This window comes from Kitasatospora sp. NPDC059795 (assembly GCF_042732175.1).
Classification (GTDB): domain Bacteria; phylum Actinomycetota; class Actinomycetes; order Streptomycetales; family Streptomycetaceae; genus Kitasatospora.
In genome coordinates this window covers 536995-555135 of the sequence record NZ_JBHWID010000003.1, presented here as the reverse complement: position 1 = coordinate 555135, position 18141 = coordinate 536995, and the positions used below count along the sequence as shown (strand labels likewise).

The window sequence follows — 18141 nt, the reverse complement described above, 5'->3', positions numbered from 1 at the left end:
CGCCGCCCTGCGCGTATCTCACAGTTCAGGGCTACCGGAACGGACCGCCCACCATCAGGCGAACGGTCCGACATCACCCAATCAAGTTCAGTAGCGACAGCCCACCGCCCCGGGGCGCAGGTTCGCGCTGGAGCCGATCACGGACGAGAACTACACCTGGATCTGACCTGGCCAGCCTGGCCCATCGCAATCCGAGGCGATCCATTGAGATGTGTATCGCCGTGAAAAATGATTCGACAAATCGAATGCGTCGGCGGTCGTCGCAGTATTTTTCGAGACATTCTGCGTGCAAGTCGCCCGTGTGTGAATCGGCCGTTGCTTGCCGATAGCTCGTGCTCTACCCTCCGAGAGGTTCGGTTTGGTGGCAGGAGGGGCTGTGGTGGTGAGTTCAGGTGTTTTCGTCGACGGAAACCCTCCCGAGTATTTGCCGCCAGTGGAGGAGCGGCGGCTTCAGGAGGAATACCGGAAGAAGGTGAAGGAGTTCGACCAGATCGAGGTCGACCTCCGGGGGGCTCGCACGCTGCAGCGCATCTTCCTGCTCAGTGCGCTCGGTGCGAGTGCGTTGGCCTTCCTGCTGGGCTACACAGTAATCATCGGTCTCTGGAACTCGCAGCCGCTCTTCACCAGGTATGCGGGACTGATCATCGTCGTCTGCCTGTGGGTCGGGATGTGTCGACTTTTCTGGGTCAATCGCAATGCGATCACCGTCAAGTCGGGCGCGCTGCGAAATGCATTGCAGGATCGTCAGACCGCCGCAGCCCAGATCCCGTTGGATTCCCCATCCGGCCTGCGGATCTATCGAGAAGCTTCACTGGATATTGTCGAGCAGTATCGAAAAGGAGCCGGCCGGAATCGTCGAGTCCACAACTTCTTCCAGGTGATCATCATTACTGGTTCGATTGTGACGTCGTCACTCGCGGCAATGAACGACGGGAACGGAGCGGTACTGAGATTCGGCACGGTCTTCCTCAGTGGATTTGTGGGAATCTCGGCAGGCGTAACCGGATACTTCAAGTTTCGGGAGCGCGGCTACAATCTCCAGTCGACTGCCGATGAGATTGAGAAGCATTACAATGCTTCTCAATTCATGCTCGACGAATATGCTGGAAGTGATCCGAGCAACCCGCCGTCCGAGGGCGAGCGACTTCGAATGTTTGCTCGTTTTGTCGAGCGGCTGAAGGAGGAGCAGCGCAAGCGGGAACTGCAGCTTGAACAATCCAGCTCCGCGAGCGAAGAACATGCCAGCTGATGACTGCGACGCGCAGAGCGGTATGGCTCGGCCTTCGTTTCCTGCTGGCGCCGTTCCAGCACTGGCGGACCCGTCGACTCATGGGAGCCCACGGCTCAATTTCTTACGCGACTGCCTGGTGTCTGGTGGAGCTGGCGCGATCCCCCTCCGAGCTCCCGTATGTCCAGCACGTTGCTACCCGCATGAAGGTGCTGGGCATGCCGACGCCAGGGGTCGCCCTCGATTGCTGGGAAGCTCTGGCCCCCGTGGAACAGCGCCGCCGCCTTGCATGGCTGGATCGCTATGGAGCAACCCCACTTGCTGCCTTGGGGGTGACGAGCGGAGCGATCGAACAGGCGAGACTCCACGTTGTCGAGTGGGGTCTGCCGGCCGGGTGTCGAGCCATCGTAGTCACGGCCAGCCAGAGTGTTCGGCCTGGCTGATCGGAGAGCGGCCGTCGGAACCTGTCGAAGCGACCAAGGCAGGTAGTCGCGTCCAACGTTTGGTCCGTAACCTCGGGTCCGTCCGCAGGGTGACAGGCTCTTGCGATCAGAGTGGGAGTTCTGCGAGCACCAGGTTGCCGGCGAGTCGCGGGTACTTTCCACTGATCTCGGTCAGCACAGCCTGTTGGAAGCCCCGCAGGGCGTTCTTGAGGTCGGCGAGCTTGCAGCCCCGCCTCGGCTGTCGCGTACGTGCACGAGACCTGTACGCTTCCGCGGTCCGGGGTGAACTCGATCAGCCCGGCGTTCTCGGTGAAGCCGAAGGTCGAGTGCTCGCCCCGCTCCAGGGGTTCGAGTAAGCCCTTCATCGACCACAGGAAGTCGAACACAGGTGTCCACGACCACGGCGGGTCAGCCGGACCTCGTCGATCGTGAACGAGAGGTCGGACAGGGAGCAGTATCAGCGCAGGTCAGCACAGCTGACCAGGGCGAGGTCCACTCTGTCCCGGTTCTCCTGGCCATGGTCTACGCACGGACCGGTCCGGCGATATTCGATCTCGATGACCGCTCTCGTACGGACGCTCCGCCGGGCACTGCTGCTGGGCGGCCGCGTCGTCGGCGGTTCTGTTGATCCAGGCCTGGTCGGGTATGGCGCGGCTCGGGAACGCGGCGAGTTGATCCAGCCGCGCGGAGAGTTTCCCTGCACCTTGATGACGGTGCGGGCCTTGCCCAGCTCCGAGTGGGAGTGAGGGTGGCGGGTGCCAGAATTGCCCGGGTTGGTGGGTTGGTGGGTTGGTTGGGTGAGGAGGCGTTGGTGGTGGCTGGTGGGCGGCGGGGGCGGGAGGCTGTGGGGCGGGCGCGGCGGTTGGGGGAGGCTGCGGGTGGGGTGGTGACGGCGTGGGCGGGGGCCGTGGGGGAGGTGGTGGAGGCGCACGGGCGGATCTTCCGGGGGCTGGTGCGGGGGGAGTTGGAGGGGATACCGGTCGAGCGGTTGAAGGAGGTGACGGAGGGGCGGTTGCAGACCGGGGTGCTCGCGGGGGCGGGGTACCGGACGGTCGCGCAGGTGTGTGGGGCGAGTGCGCAGGAGTTGGTGCGGATTCCGGGGATCGGGGGGCCGACGGCGCAGCAACTGGTGGGTGCGGCGCGGCAGATCGCCGAGGCGGTGGAGCGGAGTACGGCGGTGCGGATCGATCCCGCGCGGCCGGACCGGGACAGCACGGAGTTGCTGATCGCGTTGCACCGGCTGGTGACGGCCGGGCCGGGGGCGCGGCGGGCGGCGGGCGAGGCAGGAGAGTTGGAGGCGGCGCTGGCGGCGCCGATGGCGGCGGCCCGGCCGGCGACGGGGTGGGTGCGGGGGCTGGTGGCGGGGGCCGAGCGGCGGGAGGCGGCGCGCCGGGCGGTGGAGGTGCTGGAGAAGCAGGTGGCGGCGGCGGAGGCCGACGGGGTGCCGTTGCGGCTGGCGCAGGCGGGGGCGGACCTGTTGCGGCCGGGCGCGGGGGAGGTGGAGGTCCGGGTCGAGTTCGAGCACCGGGCGGCGGAGTTCTACGCGGAGTTGGCGCTGCTCGCGGAGGAGGGCCTGCTCACGGGCGTGGACCGGGGCGGGCCGGGCGCGGCGGAGGGCCATCTGCCGGACGAGCTGGCCGAGTCGGTGCGGGCCGAGCGGTTGGACGACCGCGGGTGCACCGTCTCGTTGCGCGGCTACCAGGCGTTCGGGGCGCGGTTCGCGCTGGCCCGGAAGCGGGTGATGATCGGCGACGAGATGGGGCTCGGGAAGACCGTGCAGGCGCTGGCCGTGCTGGCGCATCTGGCGGCGGCGGGGGAGCGGCACTTCCTGGTGGTGTGTCCGGCGTCGGTGCTGGTCAACTGGCAGCGGGAGACGGGGAGTCGGACGACGCTGGCGGCGTACCGGTACCACGGCCAGGAGCGGGAGGCGGCGCGGGCGCGGTGGCTGGCGGGCGGCGGGGTGCTGGTCGCGACGTACGAGTCGTTGCGGACGCTGGCCGAGGACCCGGTGGCCGCGCTGGTGGTGGACGAGGCGCACTTCGTGAAGAACCCGGCCGCGCAGCGCACCCGGCTGGTGGCGGAGTGGGCGGGGAGGACGGAGCGGGTGCTGTTCCTGACGGGCACGCCGATGGAGAACCGGGTGGAGGAGTTCCGCACCCTGATCGGCCATCTTCAGCCGGATCTGCTGAGCGAGCTGCCCGCCGGTCTGGGCGTGGCCGGGTCGGTCGCGTTCCGCCGGGCGGTCGCGCCGGCGTACCTGCGGCGCAACCAGCAGGACGTGCTGACCGAACTGCCGGACGTGGTGCGGGTGGACGAGTGGGGCGAGCTGTCGGGGCCGGACCGGGCCGCGTACGCCGCGGCCGTCGCGGAGGGCAACTTCATGGCGATGCGGCGCGCCGCGTACGCCGAGCCCGCGCACTCGGCGAAGCTGCGGCGGCTGCGCGAGCTGGTCGCGGAGGCGGCCGAGAGCGGGCACAAGGTGGTGGTGTTCTCGTACTTCCGGGAGGTGCTGGCCACCGTCCGGGAGGCGCTGGGCGAGGCGGTGCGGGGCACGGTCTCGGGGGCGCTGCCGGCGGAGGCGCGGCAGGAGCTGGTGGACGCGTTCAGCGCGGTGGACGGCCATGCGGTGCTGCTGTGCCAGATCCAGGCCGGCGGGCTGGGCCTCAACCTGCAGGCCGCGAACGTGGTGGTGCTGTGCGAGCCGCAGGTGAAGCCGACGCTGGAGGACCAGGCGGTGGCCCGGGCCCAGCGGATGGGTCAGATCCGGCGGGTCCGGGTGCACCGGCTGCTGGCCACCGACAGTCTGGACCGCCGCCTGGTGGAGCTGCTGCGCGGCAAGGCCGAGCTGTTCGACCGTTACGCGCGCCGCAGCGACCTGGCGGAGTCGGCCCCCGAGGCGGTGGACGTTTCCGACCGCGCGCTCGCCGTCCGGATCGTCGAGGACGAGCAACTGCGGCTGGCCGGAGCCGAGTAGGGGTCACAGGCGGACCAGCATCTTGCCGGTGTTGGCGCCGGTGAGCACGCCGAGGAAGGCGTCGACGGTGCGGTCGAAACCGTCCAGCACGGTCTCGGGCGAGATCACCCGGCCGGAGCGCAGGTGCGGGCCGAGCAGGTCGTACAGCTCCTCCTGGGCGTCCATGTGGTGACGGACCAGGAAGCCCTCCAACCGGATGCTGCGGCCGACCAGTTCGAACAGGTTCTGCGGGGCGGCGGGCGGCTCCGTGAGGTACTGGCCGATCGCGCCGCACCAGGCGATCCGGCCGAAGTCGCGCATCGAGCCGATCGCGGCGGCCAGGTGGTCGCCGCCGACGTTGTCCAGGTAGACGTCGATGCCGTCGGGGGCGGCGGCGGTCAGCAGGTCGGCGACCGGGCCGTCGTGGTAGTCGAACGCGGCGTCGAAGCCGAGCTGTTCGGTGAGGAAGGCGGTCTTCGCGGGGGAGCCGGCCGAGCCGATCACCCGGCGGGCGCCGAGCAGTCGGGCCAACTGTCCGGCGGCGGTGCCGACGCCGCCGGCCGCCGCCGAGACGAACAGGTCCTCGCCGGGGGCGAGCTTCGCGATCCGGGTCAGGCCGACGTACGCGGACAGGCCGGTGCCGCCGAGCACGCCCAGGTACGCGCTGAGGCCGACGCCGGGCAGGTCGGGCAGCACGCGGACGTCCTCGCGCCGCACCACGGCGTGGGTGCGCCAGCCCTGGCGGTGGACCACCGCCGTGCCGACCGGCAGCGCGGCGCTGCGGGACTCCACCACGCGGCCCACCGTCCGGCCCTCCAGCGGGGCGTTCAGCTCGTTGCCGCCCTCGGCGTCCTCCATCATGCCGAGCATGTACGGGTCCACGGACAGGTAGGCGTTCTCCACCAGCGCGCTGCCCTCGGCGAGTGGCGGCAGCTCGTCGTCCACGAACGCGAACTGATCGGCGGTGGGCAGCCCGGTCGGACGGGCGAGCAGGTGGACGGCCCGGGCGTGGCGGGTGGCGGTGCGGGACACGGTGAACACTCCGGTGGAAGAAGGGGGTTGACGAGGGGAAACGCTAGGGCGGGCGGAACGGCCGTGGCAGGGGCGCGCGTTGATGGCAGCCCGCGATCCATGAGCGGCGTTCATGCCTGAGTGCCCCCCAACGAAACCGGGCCGCTGTTCGTGTGGACGGGTGAGAGACGAGGAGAGGGGGGAATGTGGCCGAATGGGCGGATCAGCTCGCCGAGTTGGTGGCGTCCCGGGGAGCGGAACTGCAGCGCTACGGGTTCCTGCTGACCGGGGACCGCGCCGAGGCGGCCGACCTGGTCCAGGAGGCGCTGGTGCGGGTCTTCACCCGCCCGCGCCGCGCCTGGCGACTCGGGGAGATCGAGGGATACGTCCGCCGCACCATGCTCAACCGCTACCTGGACCTGTACCGGCGGCGGGCGCGCTACCGCGAGCTGGTGCCGCGGTTGGCCGAGAGCCCGGTCGGCCCGGACGACAGCGACCGGCTCGCGGACCGGCACCAACTGCTGGACGCGCTCGGCGCGTTGTCGCCGACCCAGCGGGCCTGCGTGGTGCTCCGGTACTACGAGGACCTGCCGGTGGCGGCGGTGGCGGAGCGGCTCGGTCGCCGCGAAGGAACGGTCAAACGGCACCTCAGCGACGCGTTGGCCCGGCTGGGCGTCGCGCTGGCGGACGTCCGGGCAGGGATCGAGGAAGGGGCAACACCATGAACAAGGAAGAACTCCGCGACGCACTGCCGGAGTTGGCGGATCTGGCCGGACCGGCGCAGCTCGACGTCGAAGGGATCGCGCAGGCGGTCCGACGGCGCAGGACGCGCTCCGGGCTGGCCGCCGGGGCCGTCCTGGCGGTGGCCGCCGGGGTGGCGGCCACCGCCGCCGTCCTGCCGACCGGGCCGGCGGCCGTCGGGGCGGCCGGGCCCGGGGAGGGCGGCGAGCCGACGGTCATCGGCGTCCCGGCCGGCGCCTACACGTGCGGGCGGCCGCTGCCGGACAAGCAGGCCTCGACCACGGTCAACGGCATCACGCTGTCGGTGAGTTCGGTCCGGAGGGCGGGCGACGGGACGGGCCCGGCCGTCGACGTCGCGTACCGCGCGGACCGGTCGGTGGACGGGGTCGGCGTCCCGCCGGAGTACCTGGAGACGCTGTATGTGAAGGACGGCGTCGTCGTCGGCGGCGGGCCGCTGCTGAACCGGCCCGGCGACACGGAGGCGCAGGGCGTCGACGCGCTCGGACACCCGGTCCGCCTGGAGGCGGGCGTCCCGAAGGTCGAGCCGCTGGGCGAGCGGAACACGCTGTGCGGGTCGCTGACCTGGCAGCAGGTTTGGGCGGAGCCGGAGCGCTACGAGGTGGTGGTGCGGGCCGCCGTCCCGTTCGAGCCCGGAGCGCCGGGCGGCGTCACCACGCGGCTGCTGGAGGCCCGTTCGCCGCTGGCGCGATGATCCGGGCGTGCTCGCCCGGATCCCGTCGGACGGCCCCAGGGCTCAGGGCTCAGGGCCCCGGGCTGGGCGGTCGGGCGGCGTGGCCCGGCGGGGTCGGCCGGGCAGGCCTCGGGGCCCCGGGCTGGGCGGTCGGGCGGCGTGCGGCCGGCGGGGCCCGGAAGGGGGGGGCGAGGGGCTGTCCGGTCCGCCTTGTCTGATCGGCGCGCGGCTCCCCCCGGCCCTGGCGGGCCAAGAGGCGTCCCCAGTTCGCGCCCGGCCGGGCGTGCTGCCGGAACGTCCTCGTACCGGGGTACTTGGGTGTTTCGGCGGCGCGTCCGCAGGGGCGCCTCCCGGGCGACCAAGGCCGGGTGGCGGGGCTGTTGGGCGGCGTGCGCCTGGCAGGGCCCGGGTGTGCTCGGCAGGGTTGGCCGGGCAGGCCTCGGGGCGGGGTGCCGGGGTGCTCCGACGGTGTGCGCCCGGTGGTAGGGCCCGCGTGCCCGACAGGATCGGTCGGACAGGCCTTGGGGCCCGGTGGCGGGGCGTCCGACGGCGTGTGCCCGAAAGGGTCGGCCGGGCGGCGTGCGGCCGGCGGGGCCCGGAAGGGGGACGAGGGGCTGTTCGGTCCGCCTTGTCTGATCGGCGCGCGGCTCCCCTGGCCCGCCGGGGCCGGGTGGCGGGGCTGTTCGGCGGCGTGCGCCCCGGCAGGGCCCGGGTGCGCTCGGCAGGGTCGGGCAGGCCTCAGGGCCGGGTGGCTGGGCGGTCCGGCGGCGTGCGCCCGGTAGGACCTGAGCAGGGGCGGCCGGGCAGGCCCCAGGGAGGGTGGTGTGCGTCCGGTAGGAGCTGAGCAGGGGCGGCCGGGCAGGCCGTAGGCTGCGGAGGTGGCGGACGATCTTCTCCCGCAGGAGTTGCGGGTGCTGGTGGCGGTGGCCGACAGCGGCGGGTTCACGGCGGCGGCGGTCCGGCTCGGGCTGACGCAGTCGGCGGTGTCGCACGCGGTGCGCGGGTGCGAACGCAAGCTGGGGGCGGTGCTGTTCGAGCGCGGGCGGCGGGGCGCGGCGCCGACGGCGGCCGGGGAGCGGGTGGTGGGGCACGCCCGGCGGATCCTGCGGCTGCTGGCCGCGCTGCCCGGGGAGGCCCGGCAGGGGGAGCCGGGCGGGCCGCGCGGGCCGGTGCGGATCGTCGCGTTCCGCAGTGCGGCGGGCCGGGTGCTGCCCGCGGTGCTGGCCCGACTGGCCGTGAACTACCCGGAGTTGGAGCCGCAGGTGCGGGTGGTCCGGGACCTCGGGCGGGGCACCGCCGGCGAGGTCGCGGACGGCCGCGCCGACCTCGCGCTGGCCACCCTGGGCGCGGCGATCCCGCCCGGGCTGGTCTCCGCGCCGCTGTACCGGGAGGGCTACGCGCTCGCCCACCAGCAGGGCCACCCGGACCCGCGCAGCCTGCCGCTGGTCGACTGGGACGACAACTGCGGCTCCTACACGGCGGATTGGTGGCGGCGGCAGGACTGGATCCCGTCCGCGACCATCAACGTCTCGGACGACACCGTGGTGCTCTCGCTGGCCGCGCAGGGACTCGGCATGGCGATCATGCCGATGCTCACCCTGGACCGGCTGCCCGACGGCCTCGCCGTCACCGATCTCGGCCCGGAGCGCCCGTACCGGCAGGTCGGCTACGTCACCACCCCCGAACTGGTCCGCACCGCCGCCGTCCGGGCCGTGGTGCGGGAACTGCGCGCCGCCCCGCTGCCCGAGGGCGCCGCCCCGCTGCGCGAGGGCGCGGGCCCGGCGGGCGAGGGGGCGTCCCGCCGCCCGTAGCGGGGGCGCCCGGCCCGGGAGAGAGGTGGGCCGGGTGGGCGGCGGGACATGGAGTGACGAACCCCGCCAACGAGTCTGCGCGGCGGCGCTCACGTTCCACTAACGTCCCGCTGACGTGCGGGAACGGCCGCCGAATGTGGTTGACTTGACGGGTAGTCGAAGGACGGGGGAGGGTGGCCGGGGCGGGACGCCGGGCGGCCCGGAAGGCGACGGGGGTGACCCATGCGAGCGCTCGCCGAGGTGCGGGACGACCCGCTGGCGGACGACGGACTGCTGCTGCGCAGGCCGCGGCCCGCGGACGCGCCCCTGGTGCTGCGCGGCACCCACGACCCGCTGGTGCGCGAATTCCTCCAGGCCGTCATCCCGCACCGGGACGAGGCCGCCGCCGAACGCTGGCTCACCGAGATCCCCCCGATGCTCTGGCAGACCGGCCGGGCCGCCTACTTCGCCCTGGAGGCGGCGGGAGAGGCCGTCGGCTGGGGCGAGTTGGTGAACCTCGACCCGGAACAGGACAGCGCGGAGATCGCGGTCTGGCTGCTTCCCGAACACCGCCGGCTGCGCACCGCGAAGAGCGCGATGCGCCTGGTCTGTCGGTTCGGGTTCGAACGGATCGGCCTGCGCCGGATCGACGCCTACGCCGCCGCCGACAACATGCCCAGCCAGCTGACGGGCGCCGCGATCGGCTTCCGTCGGGCCGGATACCGCCCCGCGCTGTTCCGCAGTTCCCGCACCCAGCGGCTGCACGACGCCGTGTACGCGACGCTCGTACCGGAAGACCTCTGTTGACCCACGGGGCAGTGAACACCACCAACTGCCCGCAGCTGAACCAGGAGTGACGACATGTCAGAAAGCAGCCTCCGGTTGGAGGACAGCGCGCTCGGCGAGCTGCTGATCACCGCCGACGGGTTCCGCGCCACCCGCGCCGGGCAGCAGCGCACCGGCCGGGTCGACGCCGCGCTGATCGTCCGCGTGCTGCGGGAGCTCGGCGAGGCCCCCGCGCCGGTCGCCGACGCCGCCGCCCCGGCCGTCGGCCGTCGGCTCACCGTCACCGGCCTGAACGGCCGCGAGGACCGGCAGTGGACGGACGGCAGCACCGTGCCGGTGCCCGCCGCCGTCGCCCCGTTCGCGACCCTGCTGGCCCAGGTGTTCGGCGAGCCCGGCGAGGCCGCCGCCCTGCCCGGCGCCGTCGCCCTCGGCCACCCGGCCGCGCAGGCCGCCCGCAGCGCCGCCGCCGTCGGCACCGTCGCCGGCCGCGCCGCGTACGCGCTGGTCGAGGAGGACGGCTCGTTCGGCCTGACCGCGCTCGACGACGCCGCCTCGCTCGGCGGCTCCGACGCCGACGCCGGCCTCGCCCCGTCCGCCGTCGCCCTCGGCGAGGCCGACGGGCGCTCGCTGTTCGCCGTCGGCGGCACCGACGGCTCCGTGCAGGTCTGGGACGCCACCACCGGCCAGGTCGTGCACGGCTCCACCGGCGGCGAGGGCGCCCAGGCGGTCGCCGCGCTGATCTGCCGGGACATCCCGGTGGCGTTCTCGGCCGGCCAGGGCGGCGACCTGCGGGCCGTCCGCGCCGACGACGGCCGGGTCCTCGGCAACCTGCCCACCGGCGGCCACGGCGCGACCGTGCTGCGCGCCGCGCACTGCGCCGGCCTCGACCTGCTGGCCGCGGCCGCCGCCGACGGCACCGTGCGGGTCTGGGACGCCGCCACCGGCGAACAGCTGCACCTGCTGGTCGGCCACCGCGGCGAGGTCCGCACCATGGCCGTCCTCACCATCGAGGACCAGGCCGTGCTGGCCACCGCCGGCCACGACCGCCAGGTCCGGATCTGGGACCTCGCCACCGGCCAGTCCGTCGCCGAACTCAGCGGCCACACCGGCACCGTCACCGGCCTCGCCTTCACCACCGTCGACGAGCGCCCCGTGCTCGCCTCCTGCGCCCTCGACGGCACCGTCCGCACCTGGGACGTGTACGACGGCCGCGCCCTGCACGGCTGGCCCGCCGGCGGCTGGCTGACCGCGCTGGCCGCCGGGGACGGCGTCCTGTACACCGGCGACGAGACCGGCCGGATCACCGCCTGGGACGCCGCCACCGGCGCCGCCCGCAGCTACGGCACCCCGCCCGGCCGCCCCGGCACCCCGCTGACCGCGCTCGCCCTCGGCGCCCCGCACGGCCGGCCCGTCCTGGTCGCCGGGTTCGGCGACGGCGTCCTCGTCGCCTGGGACGCCCCCACCGGCAGCCAGCTGCTCGAACTGCCCGCCGACGGCGGCCCCGTGCACAGCCTCGACCTGACCGACGGCGGCCCCGACGGGCCGCTGCTGGTCTGCGGCACCACCGCCGGCGCCGTCCGCAGCCACCGCCTCGCCGACGGCACCGCCCACCCGCTGCCCGTCCCGCACGCCGGCCCCGTCACCGGACTCGCCTTCACCACCGGCGACCAGCCGCTGCTGGCCTCCGCCGGCCGCGACGGCATGATCGCCGTGCGCGCCGCCGCCACCGGCGACAACAGCCGCCGCTTCGCCACCGGCCACGGCCCGATCACCGCGCTCGCCGCCCTCGTCACCGGCGGACAGCCGATCCTCGCCACCGCCGGCGAGGACCTCAAGGTGCGGATGTGGCACGCCGGCAGCGGCGCCGCCGGACCGGTCTGCGAAGGCCTCGCCCGGCCCGCCGAGGTGCTGTCCTTCGCCGAGATCGGCGGCCGCCCCGTGCTGATCGCCGGCTCCGCCGACGGCACCGTGCTGGTCTGGGACGTCCAGAACGGCAGCCGCACCGCCGAACTGGCCGGCGGCGGCGCGGCCGTCCGGGCCGTCGTGGGCCGCGAGTTCGACGGCGAGGCGCTGCTCGCCGCGGGCGACGCCGCCGGCACCCTGCGGCTGTGGCACCTCGGCTCCGCCACCCTGCTCAACGAGGCCGCCGTCGACGGGACCCCGCTGGCCATCGAACTCGACGAGACCGGCGTACGCATCGTCACCCCGGGCGGGGCGGTCACGCTCTGACCTCCCGTGAGACCGGGGCTGGCTGTCGGTACCGGATAAACGATTCGGTAGCCTCCAACACCGAAACACAGCAACACGGTGGGGGTACTGCGGTGAAGTTCCGGCTGCTCGGGGCCGTCTCGGCGGAGGACGCCGAGGGCGGCGACATGGGACTCGGACCCGAGAAACGGCGCAGCGTGCTCGCCCTGCTGCTGCTGCGCCGCAATCGGGCCGTGTCGGTCGCCCAGCTCATCGAGGCGCTCTGGGTCGCCGAACCGCCCGCCAACGCCCGCACCGTGGTGCAGAGCCACATCTCCCGGCTGCGCGCCCTGCTCACCGAGCAGGGCGCCGCCGGGCGGGGCGTCCAACTCGCCACCGCGGGCGACGCCTACACCCTGCACCTGCCCGAAGGACGCCTGGACGTCGAGCAGTTCGACACCCTGGTCGCCGCCGCCCGGGTCGAACCGCACGCCGTGGACGCCACCGACGCGCTGGAACACGCGCTCGCCCTGTGGCGCGGCCCCGCGCTCACCGGCACCGTCGCCAGCCCCCCGCTGGAGGCCTGGCGGCAGACCCTGGAGGAGAACCGGCTCGCCGCCGTCGAAGCCCTCGCCGAGCACTACCAGAAACTCGGCGACCCCGCCCGCGCCGCCGAACTGCTGCGCGCCGAAACGGTCGCCCACCCGCTGCGCGAATCGTTGGTCTCCGCGCTGATGCTGGCCCTGTTCCGGGCCGGCCGGCAGTGCGACGCCCTCGACTGGTACCACCGCACCCGCGAATCCCTCGCCGACCGCCTCGGCGTCGACCCCGGCCGGGCCCTGAACGCCGCCTACGAACGCATCCTGCGCGGCGAGATCCCGACGGCCCCCGCCGCCCCCGAGCCCGTCCGGCACCTGGTCCCGGCGCCCGCCGGCCCGCCCGCCATCGAGAACTTCCCCGCCGTCGACCTGCTGCCGCGCGCCCCGCGCGGCTTCCACGGCCGCGACACCGAACTCGCCACCCTCGCCGACGCGGTGCGCGGCGGACCGGACGGCGCGATCGCCCTGATCACCGGACCGGCCGGCGTCGGCAAGACCTCCCTCGCCCTGCACTGGGCGCACCGCAACGCCGGACGCTTCCCCGACGGCCTGCTCTTCGCCGACCTCGGCGGCTTCAGCGACCGACCCGACCGCGACCTCGACGAGGTGGTCGCCGAATTCCTCGCCGCGCTCGGCGTCGCCCGCGAGGACCTGCCCGCCGGCACCGCCGCCCGCAGCGCCCTCTACCGGCGCATCACCACCGGCCGCCGACTGCTCGTCGTCGTCGACAACGCCCGCGACACCGCCCAGGTCCGGCCGCTGCTGCCGGCCGGCGCCGACTGCGTCGCCGTGGTCACCAGCCGCAGCCGGATGCTCGGCCTGGTCGCCGCCGAACTCGCCCGCCCACTGCCGCTCAACGTCCTCGGCCCCGACGAGTCCACCGCCCTGCTCGCCCGGGTGCTCGGCCAGGCCCGGATCGCCGCCGAACCCGAAGCCGCCCGCGAACTCGCCCAACTCTGCGACGGCCTGCCGCTCGCGCTGCGGATCGCCGCCGCCAAGATCGCCGCCGACCCGCGCCGCGGCCTCGGCGCGATCACCGAACAGCTCCGCCACGAACAGCGCCGGCTCGGCCACCTCGCCGCCGAGGAGATCAGCGTGGCCAGCGCGCTGCGCATCTCCTACGAGCAACTCCCGCCCACCCCCGCCAGGTTGTTCCGCACCCTCGGCTTCCACCCCGGCCCCGTGATCGACGCCTACACCGCCGCCGCACTCGCCGACCTGGAACCGGACGCCGCCGCCCAGGCCCTGGAACAACTCGCCGCCACCCACCTGGTCACCGAGACCGACGGCGACCGCTACACCCTGCACGACCTGGTCTGGCTGTACGCCCGCGAACTCGGCAGCCGCACCGACCCCGCCGAACAGCGCCTCGCCCGCGAACGCCTCGCCGACCAGTACCTGTACACCGGCCTCGCCGCCGCGCAGACCGCCGAACCCGGCAGCAAGCCCTGCTGCGAACCGCCCGAGGGCAGCCACCGGCCGCGCGCCATCGCCGAGTTCGCCGGCACCGAGGACGCCATCCACTGGCTCGGCGCACACCGCGAGACCCTCGCCCAGGTCATCGCCGGGGCCTCCCCGGAACGCGTCTGGCGACTCGTCCTCACCCAGTGGCCGCTGATCCTGCGCCGCCTGCGCGACGGCTGGGTCTCCCAACTCGAACACGCCCTGGACGCCGCCCTGGAGTGCGGCGACCTGGACGGCCAGAGCCAGGTGCGGGCCATGCTCGGCTGGGTGCTGGTCTCCAACCGCCGCCTGCCCGAGGCCGTCACCTGCCTGACCCCGGCCGCCGAACTCGCCGCCCGGGCCGGCAACCAGGTCGGCCGGGCCGTCGCCCTGGTCAACCTCGCCGCCGTACAGGCCGAACTCGGCGACCACACCGCCGCCGGCACCAACCTCACCCAGGCCCTGGAGATCGCCCTCGCCATCGGCCACACCCACACCGTCACCCTCGCCCTCCAGCACCTCGCCCGCCACCTGCTGGACACCGACCGGCCCGAACAGGCCATCGAACGAGCCCTGCACGGGCTGGAGTTGACCGCCGACCAGACGCCGTCCTCGCGCCGCGTCCTGCTGCACACCAGCTGCGGCGAGGCGCTCTCCGTGCTCGGCCGGCACGCCGAGGCGCGCAGCCGGTTCCAGGAGGCGCTCGTCGAAGCCGAACAGATCGGCCACGACGAGGCCACCGCCGAAGTCCTCGGCGCCCTCGCCGCCGCCGAGGACGCCGCCGGACTCGCCCACGCCGCCACCGTCCACCGGCGACGGGCCGACGAACTCGGAGCGCACTGACGGCAGTTCCGCGGCGGGCCAGGACCTTTGCCGCGCGGGGTCGCAGACGGTCAGTTCCGCGGCAGGTCAGGGCCTTTGCGGGCGAGCGATGCCGAGGCGTTAGTGAGGCGCAAGCCGAAGGCAAACCACAGTCGCAAAAATGGGCGAGTGCGGCAGCCGCGGGTCACGCGGGGCCGCCCGCGGCACCGCGTACGGCCCCTCGCTCACCCGGTCGCCCCGGGCCCTCCCCTGCGACGCCCCTTTTCCTCGGCCCGCACCGACGCGGCCGGCATCGGCGCGGCAGACATCGGGAGAGGGCGGGACGGATGGCCGGCGACGGCGTGAACATCGACCTGGACGAAGTCCAGGCGGCAGCAAAGCAGATCGCGGCACTGCTGGAGGAACTCCAGGGCCCCTACGCCCAGTTGGAAGCCCACATCAACATGGTCGAGGACACCGTGTACGGGACCGACCTGCTGGGCAAGTCGCTGACCGGGGGCAGCTCGAAGGTCGGCGGCTTCAGCAAGCACCAGAAGGACGTCCTGGCCGGCATCAAACTGCTGCTCGCCAACGCCACCACCATGGGCGCGAACCTGAAGACCATGGCCGCCCGGCACCAGGCCAACGACGAGGAACACGCCTCCGAGCTCAGCCGGATCGTCAGCGGGGACGGCGCTCCGCTCGCGCCGCCGGTGCCGCCGGTGCCGTCGGTGCCCGCGTCCGGTCCCGCTCCCGCTCCTGCGCCCGTTGCTGCGCCGGCTCCCGAGCCCGCGCCCGCTCCTGCGCCCGCTCCGGGTGCCGGGGGTTACCACACCCAGGACGGGCCGTCGCTGGACTACAACAAGCCCAAGCCCCCGCCGGAGCCGCACGGTCCCGGTGGCGGCGGCCCCGGCCGCAACCTGATCTGACGCAGCACCGCACCTCCGCCCGCACCACGGCGGCTGATCCGGTGTCAGCCGCCGACGCACCCACCATCCGAGAGAGCTTCCCGCCATGATCGAGCTGCCTGCCGACCTCGTCGACGTGCTCAAGACCGTGCAGAAGAACGAGGACGGCAAGGACATCTCGTTCCCCGACGGCAACGAGGACCTGATCGGCGACCTCGCCGTCGCCTGGGACAAGTGGAACCAGGTCGCCGACACCCACATCCGCGGCATCGCCCAGGCCGCCCAGCGCGCCATGTCCTGCATGTCCGGCGAGGCCGCCGACAGCTTCCAGCAGTACCTGCAGAAGTTCGCGGGCGGCGACGCCTCGCACGCGGCCACCACCGTCAAGGCCGGCACCGACATCGCGAACGGCCTGCACGGCGCGCACCAGGCGGTGGTCGACACCAAGAACGAGATCATCCGGGAACTCGACTACGCCAAGACGTACATGGCGCAGAACCCGGCCGGCAAGAAGGACGACATCGCCAACTCGGCGGGCATCAAGCAGGCCGCCGGCCTGTACCACCAGTACGTCAACGGCGTCAGCTCGCAGGTCGACGGCATCCTGCGCAACAACGCCAACCAGATCGCCGACATGAACGGCATCGGCAAGACCTGCACCCTGAACGGCGGCGCGGGCGGCGGCGGCGGTGCGGGCGGCCCCGGCCCGGGCACCGACCTGAACGGCGCGGGCGACGGCTTCGGCGGTGCGGGCGGGGCCGGCGGCGGTGACGGTGCAGGGGGCGGTTCGGGTTCCGGATCGGGCTCCGGCTCCGGGTCCGGCTCGGGTTCGGGTTCGGGTTCCGGGTCGGGCGGTGGGGCGGGCGGCCACGGCCCGAAGACGCCCAGCATTCTGAAGCCGCTCAAGCCGCCGACGGTGCCGGATCTGAACGGCGGCAACGGCGCGGGCAGCCACCCGCCGGTCTTCACGCCGCTCCCGGTCAGCCCGAAGAGCTCGCTCAACCTGGCCGGCCTCTCCGACCTCGGCTCCTCCGGGACCGGCCTGGGCCTCGGCTCCGGCCTCGGCGGCGCCGGTGGTGGCGCCGGCGGCCTGTCGGCGTTCGGCGGCGCGGGCGGCGGCCTCGGCGGAGGCGCGGGCGGCGGGGCGTTCGGCGGGGCCGGCGGGATGAGTGGAAGCTCCTTCGGCAACGCGATGGGCGCGATGGGCCGGGCCGGCGGCGCGTTGGCCGGCGCGGGCGGTGCGGGCGGCGGCGGCATGCGCGGCGGCGGCGCGGCCGGTGCCGGAGCACGCGGCGCCGGGGCGGGGGCCCGCGGCGCGGCCGGTGCGGGTGCCGCCCACGGCGGTGGCGGCGGCATGGGCGGCGGTCGCGGCGGCGGCAAGGGCGAGAAGAAGGGCGCGAACCGGTTCCTCGGCCCCACCCGCTTCGGCCCGGACGGCGAGGAGGAGACGGCACTGCTGCACGACAGCGGCATCCTCGGCCAGGCCGGCGAGGTCGACCGTGACCGCAAGTGGCAGCGCGCACACCGCCGTTGGCTCGACGACGCCCGCGCCGAGGGCGTCGTCACGGCCCCCGCCGCGGAGGCCGAGACGGTGGCGGCGGAGGCTGCGGCCGGAGCTCCCGCGAGCGAGCAGGCGGTGCTCAACCAGCTCGCCGGCGTCCTGCTCGGAACGCCCGCGCCCGGGGAGTCGACCGAGGCGACTGCCGCGGCCGCGACCGGGGAGGCGGTGACGCCGCGTCAGGAGAGCGTCGCGGCGGAGTCGTCGGGCTCGACGGGCTCGTCGGGATCGTCGTCCGGGGAGTCCAAGGCGAGTGCGGACGGCGACTACCTGGAGCGCGCCCGCAGCGTCGCGGCCCGGCGCGGTCACGGCGAGCCCGCGGAGGCGACCGTCGCTGCGGCGGCCTCCGCGACGGCGGCGGCGCCTGCGGGGGCCGCGACCGCGACCGCGACCGCGGCCAAGCCGAGCCCGATCCGGGAGGAGGGCGGGTACCAGGTGCCCAGCCCCTTCCTGCGCGCCGCGCTCACCCGCCTCGCCGCCCCCGCCGCGGACTGATCCGTCCCCCTCCCGCTCCGCGCCGACCCGTACTCACTAAGGAACACCCATGAGCAACGACGTGCCCTGGTTCGCGATCGACCCCGACGTCGAACCCGCGCACACCATGCGCATCCCCCAAGGTGAGCGGATCGGCGTGGAGGCCCCGATGTTCACCGAGGCGGCGCGGGTGGGTTGGGTTGAGCCTGATGTGATGCCCGCGCAGCGTATTCAGGGCGGCGGGCCGTTCTCGGAGGCCGCGCAGGTGGGTTGGGCTGAGCCGGACGTGATCCCGGCGCAGCGGATCCAGGGCGGCGGGCCGTTCACCGAGGCCGTGCAGGTCGGGCGGTTCGCGCCGGACGAGATGCCCGCGTACCGGATCGGGTCGGTGGCCGGCGAGCCCATGGAGACGGCGCGGCTGAAGGCGTTCGAGGGGGTGCCGTTGGGAGACACGGTGCCTGCGATGTCGATGGAGACGGGGCGGTTGAAGTCGTCGGAGGGGGTGCCGTTGGGAGACACGGTGCCTGC

Annotated in this window: 12 protein-coding genes; 11 read left to right on the top strand and 1 reads right to left on the bottom strand. The window is 74.0% G+C overall.

Features of this window, described 5'->3' with window-relative positions:
* Window positions 1–376 precede the first annotated feature (376 nt).
* Together ACFV4P_RS09560 and ACFV4P_RS09555 are read left to right on the top strand one after the other, a co-directional pair.
* Window positions 377–1249 carry a DUF4231 domain-containing protein gene (locus ACFV4P_RS09560; protein ID WP_380469115.1) on the top strand — a complete coding sequence of 291 codons (873 nt, stop codon included), beginning with the start codon at window positions 377–379 and terminating at the stop codon, window positions 1247–1249.
* Between the two features lie 1203 nt (window positions 1250–2452).
* A complete protein-coding gene (locus tag ACFV4P_RS09555; RefSeq protein ID WP_380469112.1) occupies window positions 2453–4645 on the top strand; it encodes a DEAD/DEAH box helicase in 2193 nt (730 codons plus the stop codon).
* A 3-nt stretch (window positions 4646–4648) separates the two neighbouring features.
* On the opposite strand, the gene ACFV4P_RS09550 is transcribed toward ACFV4P_RS09555, so the two are convergent.
* A complete protein-coding gene (locus ACFV4P_RS09550) occupies window positions 4649–5656 on the bottom strand; it encodes an NADP-dependent oxidoreductase (RefSeq protein ID WP_380469110.1) in 1008 nt (335 codons plus the stop codon).
* A 185-nt stretch (window positions 5657–5841) separates the two neighbouring features.
* On the opposite strand from ACFV4P_RS09550, the gene ACFV4P_RS09545 reads away from it, so the two are divergent.
* The 9 genes from ACFV4P_RS09545 to ACFV4P_RS09505 all read left to right on the top strand — a co-directional run.
* On the top strand, window positions 5842–6360 hold the full coding sequence (locus tag ACFV4P_RS09545) for a sigma-70 family RNA polymerase sigma factor (protein ID WP_380469108.1): 519 nt from the start codon (window positions 5842–5844) through the stop codon (window positions 6358–6360).
* Window positions 6357–7088 carry a hypothetical protein gene (locus ACFV4P_RS09540; RefSeq protein WP_380469106.1) on the top strand — a complete coding sequence of 244 codons (732 nt, stop codon included), beginning with the start codon at window positions 6357–6359 and terminating at the stop codon, window positions 7086–7088. The genes ACFV4P_RS09545 and ACFV4P_RS09540 overlap by 4 nt, the downstream gene beginning before the upstream one ends.
* Before the next feature lie 857 nt (window positions 7089–7945).
* Window positions 7946–8878 carry a LysR family transcriptional regulator gene (locus ACFV4P_RS09535; protein WP_380469104.1) on the top strand — a complete coding sequence of 311 codons (933 nt, stop codon included), beginning with the start codon at window positions 7946–7948 and terminating at the stop codon, window positions 8876–8878.
* A gap of 222 nt (window positions 8879–9100) precedes the next feature.
* The gene (locus tag ACFV4P_RS09530) at window positions 9101–9664 is read left to right on the top strand and encodes a GNAT family N-acetyltransferase (RefSeq protein ID WP_380469102.1); all 564 of its coding nucleotides are present in this window, start codon (window positions 9101–9103) and stop codon (window positions 9662–9664) included.
* A 54-nt stretch (window positions 9665–9718) separates the two neighbouring features.
* Window positions 9719–11872, top strand: a complete 2154-nt coding sequence (locus tag ACFV4P_RS09525) for a PQQ-binding-like beta-propeller repeat protein (protein ID WP_380469100.1) — start codon at window positions 9719–9721, stop codon at window positions 11870–11872.
* Between the two features lie 92 nt (window positions 11873–11964).
* A complete protein-coding gene (locus ACFV4P_RS09520; RefSeq protein WP_380469098.1) occupies window positions 11965–14715 on the top strand; it encodes a BTAD domain-containing putative transcriptional regulator in 2751 nt (916 codons plus the stop codon).
* Between the two features lie 305 nt (window positions 14716–15020).
* A complete protein-coding gene (locus tag ACFV4P_RS09515) occupies window positions 15021–15602 on the top strand; it encodes a hypothetical protein (RefSeq protein WP_380469097.1) in 582 nt (193 codons plus the stop codon).
* Between the two features lie 85 nt (window positions 15603–15687).
* Complete coding sequence (locus ACFV4P_RS09510; protein WP_380469095.1) at window positions 15688–17634, top strand: hypothetical protein; 1947 nt, start codon at window positions 15688–15690, stop codon at window positions 17632–17634.
* Between the two features lie 49 nt (window positions 17635–17683).
* On the top strand, window positions 17684–18141 hold a 458-nt coding region (locus ACFV4P_RS09505), incomplete at its 3' end, for a hypothetical protein (RefSeq protein ID WP_380469093.1).